10 protein-coding genes are annotated in these 12,916 nt (G+C 42.2%); 3 read left to right on the forward strand and 7 right to left on the reverse strand.

From position 1 onward, the window contains the following. Entirely contained in the window at positions 1-2,394 is a 2,394-nt protein-coding gene (locus BPR_RS14375) for an endonuclease MutS2 (protein WP_013282217.1), read from the reverse strand. Positions 2,395-2,532: 138 nt separating this feature from the next. Between BPR_RS14375 and BPR_RS14380 the strand changes: the two genes are divergently transcribed. Together BPR_RS14380 and BPR_RS14385 are read left to right on the forward strand one after the other, a co-directional pair. Then, positions 2,533-3,882, forward strand: coding sequence for a S1C family serine protease (locus BPR_RS14380; RefSeq protein WP_052301833.1), 1,350 nt, complete (start codon positions 2,533-2,535; stop codon positions 3,880-3,882). Between the two features lie 36 nt (positions 3,883-3,918). Beyond that, entirely contained in the window at positions 3,919-4,863 is a 945-nt protein-coding gene (locus BPR_RS14385) for a 3'-5' exoribonuclease YhaM family protein (RefSeq protein ID WP_013282219.1), read from the forward strand. A 91-nt stretch (positions 4,864-4,954) separates the two neighbouring features. Here BPR_RS14385 and BPR_RS14390 read toward each other — a convergent pair whose 3' ends face one another. From BPR_RS14390 to BPR_RS14405, 4 genes are all read right to left on the reverse strand, one after another. Continuing rightward, on the reverse strand, positions 4,955-6,112 hold the full coding sequence (locus tag BPR_RS14390; protein ID WP_013282220.1) for a pyridoxal phosphate-dependent aminotransferase: 1,158 nt from the start codon (positions 6,110-6,112) through the stop codon (positions 4,955-4,957). Beyond that, on the reverse strand, positions 6,109-6,597 hold the full coding sequence (locus tag BPR_RS14395; RefSeq protein ID WP_013282221.1) for an Lrp/AsnC family transcriptional regulator: 489 nt from the start codon (positions 6,595-6,597) through the stop codon (positions 6,109-6,111). The genes BPR_RS14390 and BPR_RS14395 overlap by 4 nt, the downstream gene beginning before the upstream one ends. A gap of 90 nt (positions 6,598-6,687) precedes the next feature. After that, complete coding sequence (locus BPR_RS14400; protein ID WP_013282222.1) at positions 6,688-7,671, reverse strand: AIR synthase-related protein; 984 nt, start codon at positions 7,669-7,671, stop codon at positions 6,688-6,690. A 13-nt stretch (positions 7,672-7,684) separates the two neighbouring features. Then, a complete protein-coding gene (locus BPR_RS14405) occupies positions 7,685-9,253 on the reverse strand; it encodes a VanW family protein (RefSeq protein WP_013282223.1) in 1,569 nt (522 codons plus the stop codon). Between the two features lie 85 nt (positions 9,254-9,338). Here BPR_RS14405 and BPR_RS14410 point away from each other — a divergent pair, with 85 nt between their 5' ends. Then, a complete protein-coding gene (locus BPR_RS14410; RefSeq protein ID WP_013282224.1) occupies positions 9,339-9,983 on the forward strand; it encodes a hypothetical protein in 645 nt (214 codons plus the stop codon). A gap of 96 nt (positions 9,984-10,079) precedes the next feature. On the opposite strand, the gene galT is transcribed toward BPR_RS14410, so the two are convergent. Together galT and BPR_RS14420 are read right to left on the reverse strand one after the other, a co-directional pair. Then, entirely contained in the window at positions 10,080-11,624 is a 1,545-nt protein-coding gene (gene galT, locus BPR_RS14415) for a UDP-glucose--hexose-1-phosphate uridylyltransferase (protein ID WP_013282225.1), read from the reverse strand. A gap of 18 nt (positions 11,625-11,642) precedes the next feature. Continuing rightward, complete coding sequence (locus tag BPR_RS14420; RefSeq protein ID WP_013282226.1) at positions 11,643-12,824, reverse strand: galactokinase; 1,182 nt, start codon at positions 12,822-12,824, stop codon at positions 11,643-11,645. Positions 12,825-12,916: the final 92 nt, after the last annotated feature.

Below are 12,916 nucleotides of genomic sequence, written 5' to 3' on the forward strand. Positions count from 1 at the left end.
TCACTTTATAAATGTAACTATTGTAACTCCGGCATCTCCCTCGCCGAATTCCCCAAGCTTAAATGATTTAACATAAGGCACTGACTTAAGGTAGTTGTGAACAGCCTGTCTGAGTATGCCTGCGCCCTTTCCGTGGACAACACGAACATTATTAAGATGCGACATATAAGCATCATCGAGATATTTATCAAGAGCAGAAATAGCGTCATCACTGTTCTTACCAATCAGGTTTATCTCAGTTCTGATGCTGGCTGCTCTGGACAGATCCATCTTGCCTGAGCTTGTATTTCTGCCATAGAACTTCTTCATGGCCGCCTTGCCATCTTCATCCTGTACAAGCACAAGATCTCTTATATTAGCCTTAGTACGCATGATTCCGCACTGAACATAGAGATTTCCGTCTTTGTCAGGCTTGGATGAAATAGTACCCCTAAGTCCCATAGATACGATCTTTACTGACTCACCAAGCTTTAACTGAGATTCCTTGAGTATAGGATGTGAAGCATTTGCAGCTTCTTTCTTGGCTGAAATAGCCTTGTTCTTGGCTGAAATCTTCTGGCCGACGTTAGTTCTTGCTCTCTCAAGATCCTGCATTGTAGCATTTGGACCGGCTTTTCTAAAGGTTCTGATAGTCTCATCCGCAAGATCTTTGGCTTCCTGAAGAATATTCCTTGCCTCCTCATTGGCCTGCCTGAGAATTTCCTCTTTTTGCTTATCAAGCTTATCTGTCTTACTTGCAAGCTCAGCCTTGAGTTCCTCAACCTCCCGTTTGTACTGGGCAATCTCAAGTCTCTCATTCTCTATTGTCTTACGGCTCTTCTCAAGATCAGAAAGAAGGTCCTCAAACTTTTTATCCTCGGTTCCAATCTGCTCTTTGGCCGCATTTATGATTTCTTCGGACAAGCCCAGTTTGGAAGAAATCGCAAATGCATTACTCTTACCCGGGATTCCGATGAGAAGTCTGTAAGTAGGACGAAGTGACTCTACATCAAACTCGCAGCTGGCATTCTGAATGCCGGGCGTATTGAGTGCATAAATCTTGAGCTCACTGTAATGCGTTGTTGCAAGCGTTCTGACCTGTCTCTCATGCAAATTGTTGAGGATAGAAATCGCAAGTGCCGCACCCTCTGTGGGATCTGTTCCCGCACCAAGCTCATCAAAAAGACAAAGCGAATTAGAATCAGCATTCTCCAATATCTTAACAGTATTTGTCATGTGAGATGAGAAAGTTGAAAGAGACTGCTCAATACTCTGCTCATCTCCAATATCTGCATAAACCTCGTCAAATACAGAAAGCTCTGACTTATCCCCAGCAGGAATTGCAAGGCCTGCCTGTCCCATAAGTGTCAAAAGACCTACTGTCTTGAGGGTAACTGTTTTACCACCTGTGTTAGGTCCTGTGATTATGAGCATGTCAAAATCCTTGCCCGCATAAACATCAATAGGAACAACCTTGTTCTTATCAATAAGAGGATGTCTTCCTTTCTTGATGTCAAATGAGTGATTATCATTAAAAACAGGTGAAATAGCATTTATCTCAAGAGCATAAGAAGCCTTGGCAAATACAAAGTCAAGGTCAGTCATGATATCTGAGTTATATTTAATTGCCTCAGCGTGCTCTCCAACCTGCAGGCTCAGCTCTAACAGAATCTTCTCAATCTCAGCATTTTCCTGAAGAACCAGCTCCTTGATCTTATTGTTGAGCTCCACAACCGCAGCCGGCTCAATGAATAGAGTAGATCCTGAAGACGACTGGTCATGAACAATTCCGTTTATCTGTGATTTGTACTCTGCTCGTACCGGAACGCAATATCTGTCGTCACGCATGGTAACTACTGCATCCTGCATATATGTGCGCATAGGTCCGTTGATAAGTCTGTTAAGCTGCTCATGGATCCTGTCATTAGTCAGCATGATTCCACGTCTGATATGTCTAAGAGCCGGGCTTGCATCTGAGCTGACTTCATCCTCGGAAACGATGCATCTCCTGATTTCAACAGAAACAGGAGTTAATGGCTCCAACATGCTAAAAGACTCTGTGAGTGAATCAGGAGCCTCGTCATCTCTTTGTGTTCTGCCATAATTCTTGACTCTCGCTACATTTTCAAGAAAAGCCGCAAGTCTTAAAAGTCCTGCTGTATCCAGTGCACTTCCAATCTTAAGTGCCTTGAGGGAACCTGTAAAATCCCTGTTATCGCCAAAAGACACAGAGCCTTTCTTAAAAATTCTTGCAATAGCATCAGATGTCTTGGTCTGATTGTGTCTGATTTCCTTGATATCTGCAGATGGCACTAACTCCTTGCACATCTTGCGTCCAGGCTCGGAAGTAGCGTGTTCTGCAAGCCTGTCTATGATCTTATCGTACTCAAGTACGCGTAATGCTTTTGAATTCATTGCTAATAAACCTCTTTATCATATAACTACCCAAACTACAGTTTAACACCTAACTCTCCGCATGACTAGTGGAATTCTAATGTGAAAGCGGCTATAATTATAAAGATATTATGTTATTTCAAGCTTGGGGGAATGCATATGCCACTTAATCAGGACGACAACAAAAAAGACACTCTGGCCAACACAGCCTTTATCAGTGAGAAGATCAAGCAGCGTCCAATAAATCGTAAAAAACTGCTGCGCAGGACTATTATCACTATCTCTTTGGCTGTAGTCTTTGGTGTAGTTGCCTGTTTTACATTTCTTTTGCTACAGCCGGTATTTACCGATACTCTCTATCCGGAAAAAGAGCCTGAGAAAGTTTCTTTTCCCGCAGAATCAGCAAGTGACGAGCTGACGCCGGAAGAAATGTACGCAGATGATAATGAAATTGCTGCTACAGAGGCTCAATACCTGGAAGCAACACAAAAGGATCAGATTGATCAGGCAATTGCCTCCTATACCTTTGGTTCAGAAGATTATAGTAAGATGATGTCCTCTCTTAAGGGTGTTGCTACGGAAGGAAGCCGCAGCATCGTCAAGATCACGGCTATTTCCAGTGACACCAACTGGTTCAGCCCATCGTTTGAGAGCAGCGGAACAGCATCAGGACTGATTGTTGCCGACAGCGGCAGTAATCTCCTCGTACTCGCTTTCTACGAAGCACTCAAGGATGCCGAAACTATAGGAATCACTTTTTGCGACAATGCCAAGGCAGAAGCTCAGGTCAATCTTGTGGACACTATCACCGATTTGTGTATCCTTTCAATCAAGAAATCAGACCTTTCCGCAGAAACAAGAGAAAAGATTCTTGTAGCAACTCTTGGTAGCTCTAATTCCAACAGCATTGCCGGCCTTCCGGTTATAGCGATCGGCTCTCCAGTTGGAGTACAGGGATCCATTGCGTATGGAATTGTAACAAGTGAAAAAACTACTCTGGATCTTCCGGACAGTACCTATAAGCTTATTACTACGGATATCTACGGCAGTAAGCAAGGAAGCGGCGTTTTGATAAACCTTCTTGGACAGGTAGTAGGTATAATAGACATGGATAAAGAGCCTGTTGATCTGTCCAATAATATCTGTGCCATTGGAATTACTGAGCTCAAGGCACTTATGGAAGATTTATCCAACAGTAAATCCAGAGCTTACCTTGGTGTTCACGGAACAACTGTCCCACAGGAAATACAGACTCTACAAAATGTTCCTTCAGGAGCATACATCACAATGGCGGAACTTGGCTCTCCAGCCATGAAGGCCGGTATTCAGAGCGGCGATATAATTACTGCCATTGGGGATATGGATATAACAAGTTATGAACAGCTGACAAATAAACTTGCCCAGCTGAGCCCTGATGATGTAATATCAATTACTGTAATGCGTCAGGCTGTTTCAGATTATATAGAAATGAATCTGGAAGCCACACTTACTGAGTCAACACATGATTGACCATGATTATGTAATAGTTAGAAATGAGGTTTTTTAATGAAATTTATCAAGGATTTGAAACCAGGCGACAGAGTAGCAGATATCTACATGTGCAAACACAAATTAAGCGCTACTACCAAGAATGGTAAAGAGTACTATTCAGTTACTCTCCAGGACAAGACCGGTACCGTAGACGCCAAGGTTTGGGAACCTAATAGTGATGGAATTGATGAATTTGATGACACCGACTGCATCGATGTATTTGGTGAAGTGACAAGCTTCAACGGAGCTCTTCAGGTTAATATCAAGAGAGCCAGAAAGTGCCATGAAGGCGAATATGATCCGGCTCTTTATCTTCCTGTTACCAGCAAAGATATCGATGAAATGTTCAAAGAGCTTCTTGGCATCATCGGAAGTATCCAGAATCCATATTTAAAAAAGCTACTTGAAGAGTTCTTTGTTCACGACGAGAAGTTTATCGAACTGTTCCGCAAGTCCAGTGCAGCCAAGACTGTACATCACGGTTTTATCGGCGGTCTTTTAGAGCATACTCTTAGCGTGACCAAGTTGTGTAATTACTTCTGCACCTCTTACCCAAGACTCAACCGTGACCTTCTTCTGACAGCAGCTATTTGTCATGATATTGGTAAGACAAGAGAGCTTAGTCTTTTCCCGATAAATGACTATACTGACGAAGGTCAGTTCCTTGGCCACATCGTTATGGGATGTGAAATGGTAAGCGAAAAGGCCAGAACAATTGAAGGCTTCCCTGAGCTTCTCAAGCAGGAATTACAGCACTGCATTCTTGCCCATCACGGTGAGTTTGAATATGGCTCTCCCAAGAAACCAGCCATCATGGAAGCTGTAGCACTTAATCTTGCAGACAACACAGATGCCAAGATGGAAACATTTACGGAACTTCTGTCAAATGTAACCGTTCCTGGCTGGCAGGGCTATAATAAGTTCTTCGAATCAAATATTTTCGAAACTAAGGTTGATTGAACAGGACGTTAGCAATGCAAAAAGCCGGGATATTGGTATGCACAACTTGCACATATCTAATATCCCGGCTTTTTGGTTTATTCATATAAAATTATAATTTTGAAATAAATCTCTCGAATCTCTCCATTGCTGTTTTCAGATTCTCAAGAGAATATGCGTAGGAAATACGAATATATCCCTCACCACAGTCTCCAAATGCTGTTCCCGGAACAACTGCAAGCTTCTCTTCTGTGAGAAGACGGGTACAAAATTCATCACTGCTCATTCCAAACTTCTTGATACACGGGAATACGTAAAATGCTCCGTATGGCTCAAAGCAAGGAAGTCCAATCTCCTTGAACTTATTGAGAAGGTATCTTCTCCTGTGGTTATACTCTTCCCTCATCATCCTGACATCTTCATCACCGTTCTTGAGCGCCTCAACAGCAGCATACTGGCTGGTTGTAGGAGCGCACATGATTGCAAACTGGTGTATCTTGATCATCTGTTTCATGATAATCTCAGGCCCACAGGCATATCCAAGTCTCCATCCTGTCATGGCATAAGCCTTGGAGAAACCATTTATGAGTATTGTTCTCTCCTTCATTCCGGGAAGCGAAACAATAGACACATGCTTTCCCTTATAGCTGAGTTCTCCGTATATTTCATCTGAAATCACATACAGATCTTTTTCTATGACAACCTTGGCAATTGCCTCAAGGTCCTCTTTTTCCATAACCGCACCGGTTGGATTGTTAGGAAATGGCAGAACCAGTATCTTGGTCTTGTCTGTAACCTTATCAAGAACTTCCTGCGCTGTCAGTCTGAACTCATTTTCCTCTTTTAACTCGATAATAACCGGTGTTGCATCAGCTAAAATAGCGCATGGCTCATAGGAAACATAACTTGGCTGAGGAATCAAAACCTCATCTCCCGGATCAAGCATAGCTCTCATAGCAAGATCTATTGCTTCAGATCCTCCGACAGTTACAAAGACCTCTTTTATCGGGTCGTATTCCACGCCTTGTGTTCTCTTAATATAATTGGATATTTCTACCCTAAGTTCCTTTAATCCGGAATTAGATGTATAGAAGGTACGGCCTTTCTCAAGGGAATAAATGCCCTCATCTCTTATGTGCCAGGGAGTATCAAAATCAGGCTCGCCGACACCAAGTGATATAGCCCCTTCAGTCTCCTGTACGATATCAAAAAACTTCCTGATTCCGGAAGGTTTGATATCTACAACTTTACTTCCTAATGGGTTTCTCATGGTGTGATAATCTCCCTTGTATCCTCGTACTTTTTAGTCAAAATAGTGCCGTGATCTTTATATTTTTTGAGAATAAAATGTGTCGCTGTACTAAGAACAGTATCAAGTGTTGCAAGCTTGTTATTTACAAAGCCGGCAACTTCCTGAAGTGACTTGCCTTCAAGGATTACCATAAGGTCAAAGCCACCACTCATAAGGTATACACTTGTAACCTCAGGGTATTTGTAAATACGCTCGGCAATATTGTCAAAGCCCTGTCCTCTTGTTGGTGTAACCTTAACTTCTATAAGGGCATTGACCTTTTCAAGACTTGTCTTGGACCAGTCAACCATTGTGTGATATCCGCAGATAATTCCCTCTTCCTCAAGTGCCTTAAGCTCATTAGCCACGAGAAGCTCATCTGCCCCAAGCAAAACGCTAAGTTCATGAATATCAATTCTACTATTCTTCTCGATGATATTTAATATCTCTTCTCTTGTTCCCATTTTATTCTCCTCAACTTAATGACTTACAACCATTATTGTGCCTTACATTTGCTCCAAAGTAAACATGACATATTTAACATCATGATCTCTTTACCCCAGCACAGTTAAAATCTCATCCGCCTGAGGGGATTCCAAAAACCTTGTCTCATCAGAATTGATGATAACCTTGTCATTCCCCTCCACAAGCTCTCCGATTACAACAGCCAAAATGCCATTTTCTCTTAGGTCAGCCACGAGTTTCTCCCCATTATCAGTTGCAAGCAAAAGAGATCCACCTGACAAAAGATGATACGGATTAAGCCCAAAGAATTCGCATATTTCAACAGTTTCCTGTCTAAGAGGAATACATCTCATATCCACCTTAAGCCCGCATCCCGCTCGGGCGGCCATGTCCCATAATCCTGCAAACACTCCGCCATTTGACAGATCATGTGCTGCAGTAATTCCGGATTCAACAGCTATATCCATCTCTTTTCCTACAAAAAGAGCTTCTCTAAGGCTTATTGCATCATCTATAAAAGGTGCCGGATATCTGCCTGTAAGTTCCTGATATTTCTCTGCTGCAAGCATCGCAGTTCCTTCCATTGCAGCCCATTTAGTCATTACAAGCATCTGACCGGGCGCCGGCTTACTGTCAAAGAGCCCTGAAGACTTACTAACATCATCACAAGATCCAACAGCCGAAACAGTTACAAGAGGCCTGTTAACTGCCGATGTAACCTCGGTATGCCCTCCGCTGTAGACAACCTTACAAAATTTTGCCGCCCTTATGGCATCAGCGACAATTTTCTTAATAACCTGTTCCTCTGCATCTATTGGTAAAAGAGCTGACACTTCCACATGGTCTGGTATAAGTCCCTGGGATACCAACCCATTAACCGCTTTTACCACACCATAAAAAGCAGCATCCTGAACATTTACAGTTACAGGAACAATTGTGGAAAAAGTCCTTTTCTTTTCAGAAAAAGCGCAGTCTGTCCCTACAGCTGCGCTTGTTGTATTCTTAAATTCTGTTCTAAGCTGCTTTAAAACAGATCTCTTTAAAGCATTCTCAGTAATCTTGCCTAATCTCATTCCGGCTCCTATATCATCCGTTAGTTGTTATAGACTCCATATCCTCAGCCACTGCCTGCTGCTGAATCTGGGCGTTTGCTGCATCAACTGCTGCCGCTGCTGCCTGAGCCGCCGCCTCAGCGTTCTCTGTTCCGGCTGCGTCTCTTGCAGCCTTGAGAGCTCCGGCTACCGCCTTGACTGTGCCAACATCTCTCGTAGCGATCGCTGTCTGGAGTTGTGCCAAAGCTGTCGCATCGGCACCTGCTGTACCTACAGTGATAATCCTTGGAACCATCTTGTATGTACTACTGTTGATCACTTCATTGCTGACTTCTGAACCATTCTCAGTAACAATCTTGCGAAGCTGAGCCTTATAACCAATGTGAGCTGACTGTGTTCCCACATAGCCGATTCCCTGAGAACCATCTGTCACATACTGATCCTCAGAGGCTGGTGTAGTCTCAAGTACCTCGCTCTTAAAAGCAACCTTCCTACCAGGATCCCTTGTCTCAACTCCATAAATTGTAAATGTAATATGCTTGTCTGAAGATGTGTATCCTTCTATATAAATAGGGTATTCAGTATTGTTAACAAATCTGAAGTTCTTGCCCCCGGACTCTGCGATAGCCGCATCGGCAGAAGGAGATACATAATTGACGATCATTGAATGATTATGTCTCTCTGTTACCTCAAGCTCCGCCAGCAATACAGCGTTATAAAGAGTTGTTGAAACCTGGCAGATTCCTCCACCAATACTCTCAACTACTATTCCATTAAGATATGAGCCTGCAGGATAATATCCGTTAGCTTCTGTAAACGGAGTGATAGTATCAAGTACATTAAATTCCTCGCCCGGATACAGTGTTGTTCCATTGATCAGCGAGCATCCATTTGCCACATTGGCAGATCTCGATGATCCTGATGTCTTATAGCTTGTAGTGAATGTACCAAGTACATCTCTGACTTTGGACAAATCCTCAGCACTTCCAAGCGGAGCATCCTCTTTAATTGAAAGAGAAACAGCTCCATTGTCGCCATTCCATCCGCTTGTTACAAAATTCTTAATTGCCGCAATAGACTGATCTACATCAACTACATAGCCTGTCTGTCCCTCAGTTACTGTAAATCCGTCAGCTGTCTTCTTAAGAGTATAGTTAACCTTGTCCTGATTAAAAGAGCTGCATCTGTCACCAACTATCTCCTGAAGGTGTTCATCATTAAAACCATATTCTATATCGAATCTGTGGCCTTCCTTCTCAAGATCCTTGAGGGCTTTGTATCTCTGGATCACATTGCCCTTGTGTCCAAGACTATAAGCATCTTCTATGATCTGAGGATTCTTCCATGAAATGCCAAGATCCTCGCCGCTAACCTGAAGACTGCGGCCCTCGCCGGCATCGAGAGTAATCTCTGCACCAGCCATCTTATCAAAATAGGAATGAACAGCCGCTGTTGCGTCTGATACTGTCATTCCTGAAACATCTATATCTCCGATATAAACGCCATTTGCAATTGTTCGTCCATCTGCTGCTTTTGTCCGAATACCAGGCAGAAGTAACAGCACACCAATGAAGAGAAGAACTCCTCCGAGAAATTTTTTCATAATGCCCCCTCTGAAAGATTGTGCTATTATAAATTATATGCAATATAGTTAGAATATTTACTCCTTAACTGAAAGGATATTATAGATGAAATTACCCTTTTTAGCAAGCTTCATAGTTCTTATCGTCCTCTTCAACATCTCCTCCCGCAAGGTTTCCAGGAAGGTCGAGCAACAGGAGGCTGACTTTTGGGAAAAAGAGCGTGCGGCCAACAGTGTACGTAAAAAAAGTTTAGAAAATCTTGAATACATACACATTCCAACTCAGCTCCTCCCGTTTGAAACATACGGTGAAAATGAAATCCTTCGCAAGGCAGAAGAAGAAATCCTAGCACTAAAGGATGAAAAGATCGTCAATTTTACAGGAATAACAAATACAGATCTCAAGCTTGAATATGGAGCCGCCAATATCACAGCTCTTACTCAGTATGACCTTAATTATACTGCTCTTGTTGTCGCTCTCCAGAAATGGGGACAGGAGTTATATAATCAGGGACGTTTTGAAGATGCCTGCGCTGTTCTTGAATTCGCTGTCAAGACAAGGACAGATATCTCCGGAACCTACAGACTCCTGATTGATATGTACAAGACAAAACTTGGTCTTGTTGAAAGCGAAATATCTCATAAATTGCAGGCTCTTACTCCTATAGCCAATGAACTTAATTCTCTTAGCCGTAATCAGATCACCAAAATGATTGATGAAGCTCTTGAAACCATGAATGTCGAAGCCTGAAATCTCATTAAAATAAAGCAATTCACTGAATTACAAACGATAAAAAGGTTTACACTATCTCATCCGATAATGTAAACCTTTTCTACTAGATTCTGATCAAAGAGACTTGGTGAATCTGTCAAAAGCAGCCTGTCCCTCAGGTGTTCTCTTATAAACACCTGCATCTTCCAGAACATGCATGAATACTTCTCCAATCTCATTCTGAACAATCTCATCAATATTGCTCTCATTGATCACATCATATTTCTTGCTAAACTCATCTACCCAGTCGGCATGCTTCTCAAGAACCTCGTCAGCTCTAAGATCAGCGCCTGCAAGCATAGCTTTTTTGAGCTGTGCCATCTCTGATTTGAGTCTGGCAGGAAGAACAGCAAGCCCCATTACTTCTATAAGTCCAATGTTCTCTTTCTTAATATGATGAAGCTGAGCATGAGGATGATAAACTCCAAGAGGATGTTCCTCAGTTGTAATGTTATTCCTCAGAACCAGGTCAAGCTCATACTTATCTCCACGCTTTCTGGCAATAGGTGTAATTGTGTTGTGAGGAGTTCCATCGGTCTCAGCAAACACAAATGCAGCCTCGTCAGTATAACCTCTCCACTTATTAAGGATCACGTCAGCAAGTTCAATGATCCTATCCGTATCAGTACCTGAAAGTCTGATAACCGACATAGGCCATTTAACAATTCCACTCTCTACATCCTCAAAGCCCTTGACTGTGAATGTTCTCTCTACTGGAGCCTTAGCCATTGCAAAGGTGTAATGACCGCCCTGGAAATGGTCATGGCTTAAAATAGAACCTCCAACTATCGGAAGATCTGCATTGGATCCGACAAAATAGTGAGGAAATGCCTTAACAAAATCAAATAGCTTACAGAAGGTATTGTGCTCAATCTTCATAGGAATGTGCTGTGAATTGAATACAATACAGTGCTCATTATAGTAAACATATGGAGAATACTGAAATCCCCATTTGGAATTCTGGATAGTTACAGGAATGATCCTGTGATTCTCTCTGGAAGGATGATCTAATCTTCCTGAATACCCCTCATTCTCCCAGCACAGCTGACACTTAGGGTATCCACTCTGCTTGGCATTTCTGGCAGCTGCGATAGCCTTAGGATCCTTCTCAGGCTTGGAAAGATTAATAGTAATGTCAAGATCACCGTATTCTGTTGGTGCTATCCACTTCATATCCTTGGCAATACGATATCTGCGTATATAATCACTGTTCTTGGAAAGATTATAGTAGTAATAGGTTGCAGCCTCAGGGCTCTCTTTATACTTCTCATTAAATTTCCTGATAACAGCGCTTGGTCTTTCTACAAAGTGTCCCATCAGTCTGGTATCAAATAGATCTCTGTAAACTACACTGTCATTCTCGATTAGTCCATTTGCAGCGGCATAATCATCAAGCTCTCCAAGAACCTTCTCCAGATAATTTCCAAGTTCTGCTTCATCTCCCGGAACCTCTGCGACAAGCTTCTCAATATCTGTTATCTCTGCCTCTACGCTATCGAGTCCCAGCTCAATCAAAAGAGAATTAACTGTATAAATGATATCCTCTTTCTCTATAAGTCCTGTTGCCAGTCCATATGCTACAAGTTTCTTAATTGCTACATTTATATCTGTCATAGCCATTTCACTCCTAAATCCTGATCAGATTTCCTGTGGGCCGCCACCGATTTCTACAGTATAGAAGGTTGCTTCATAACCAATCTTCTTAAGGTAGTTTTCTCCAACAATTCTCTTAAAGTCTTCAACAGCTTCATCCTTGACTATAGAAACTGTGCATCCGCCGAATCCGCCGCCTGTCATTCTGGAGCCGATAACTCCCGGAATCTTCCAGGCTTCCTCAGCAAGTGTATCAAGCTCAACACCTGTTACATCATAATCATCACGAAGAGATTCATGTGACTGTCTCATAAGCTCACCAAAGTGCTCGATATCTCCTGCCTTAAGTGCCTTAACAGCTTCAATTGTACGCTGGTTCTCATAAACAGCGTGCTTAGCTTTCTTCTGCATATCAGGATCTGTGAGAACATCCTTATGAGCCTCAAACTCTTCTATTGAAAGATCTCCAAGTCCCTTTATATCTACAGTTTTCTGAAGAATTGCAAGCGCTTCTTCGCACATGCTGCGTCTTGCATTGTACTGTGAATCAGTAAGCTTGTGCTTCTTATTAGTATTAGCTATTACAATCTTGGCTCCATCAAGCTTGATAGGAGCATATTCATATGACAAATCTGCTGTATCAAGGAAAATAGCGTTATTCTCTTTACCCATAGCTGATGCGAACTGATCCATGATTCCGCAGTTACAGCCGTTGTAGTTGTTCTCTGAATACTGGCCGATAAGAGCTATATCCTGATTAGTAACATCAAATCCATAAAGGTCTCTTAATATAAATCCTGTAAGAACCTCAAGAGAAGCTGATGATGAAAGGCCTGATCCATTAGGAATATTTCCATTGATGACCATATCAAAGCCCTTATCAAGCTTCATTCCACGTCCTGCAAATGCCCATATAACGCCAATCGGATAATTAGTCCATCCTGCCTGATCGTTTATAGTATCTATATCATCAAGATTTACTCCGTATACACCAAACCTGTCCTGATTGACAGAATAGAACTGAACTACGCGGTCATCTCTTTTAGCAACAGCTGCATAAGTTCCAATTGTAAGCGCACATGGAAAAACATGTCCTCCGTTATAGTCGGTATGTTCACCTATAAGGTTAACTCTTCCCGGTGCAAAGTATGTCTTGATGCCTTCTCTTTTTCCAAAAACCTTCTCGAAATTCTCAAGAACTGACTGCTTCATGTTCTGATCGATCATAAAACCCTCCTGTATTTTTAAACTTTATGTTTTTTCTTATAAATAGATTATCAATTTATTTACTCTCTCAGAGCAATTATTCTGCTTATACT

Origin of the sequence: Butyrivibrio proteoclasticus B316, assembly GCF_000145035.1 — a bacterium.
GTDB lineage: Bacteria > Bacillota > Clostridia > Lachnospirales > Lachnospiraceae > Butyrivibrio > Butyrivibrio proteoclasticus.

Bases quoted from the DNA above. Each gene is read 5' to 3' on its own strand.
- galT (WP_013282225.1), bottom strand. From the start codon at position 11,624: ATGGCTATGACAGATATAAATGTAGCAATTAAGAAACTTGTAGCATAT.
- BPR_RS14400 (WP_013282222.1), bottom strand. From the start codon at position 7,671: ATGAGATTAGGCAAGATTACTGAGAATGCTTTAAAGAGATCTGTTTTA.
- BPR_RS14395 (WP_013282221.1), bottom strand. From the start codon at position 6,597: ATGGGAACAAGAGAAGAGATATTAAATATCATCGAGAAGAATAGTAGA.
- BPR_RS14410 (WP_013282224.1), top strand. From the start codon at position 9,339: ATGAAATTACCCTTTTTAGCAAGCTTCATAGTTCTTATCGTCCTCTTC.
- BPR_RS14390 (WP_013282220.1), bottom strand. From the start codon at position 6,112: ATGAGAAACCCATTAGGAAGTAAAGTTGTAGATATCAAACCTTCCGGA.
- BPR_RS14385 (WP_013282219.1), top strand. From the start codon at position 3,919: ATGAAATTTATCAAGGATTTGAAACCAGGCGACAGAGTAGCAGATATC.
- BPR_RS14420 (WP_013282226.1), bottom strand. From the start codon at position 12,824: ATGATCGATCAGAACATGAAGCAGTCAGTTCTTGAGAATTTCGAGAAG.
- BPR_RS14375 (WP_013282217.1), bottom strand. From the start codon at position 2,394: ATGAATTCAAAAGCATTACGCGTACTTGAGTACGATAAGATCATAGAC.
- BPR_RS14380 (WP_052301833.1), top strand. From the start codon at position 2,533: ATGCCACTTAATCAGGACGACAACAAAAAAGACACTCTGGCCAACACA.
- BPR_RS14405 (WP_013282223.1), bottom strand. From the start codon at position 9,253: ATGAAAAAATTTCTCGGAGGAGTTCTTCTCTTCATTGGTGTGCTGTTA.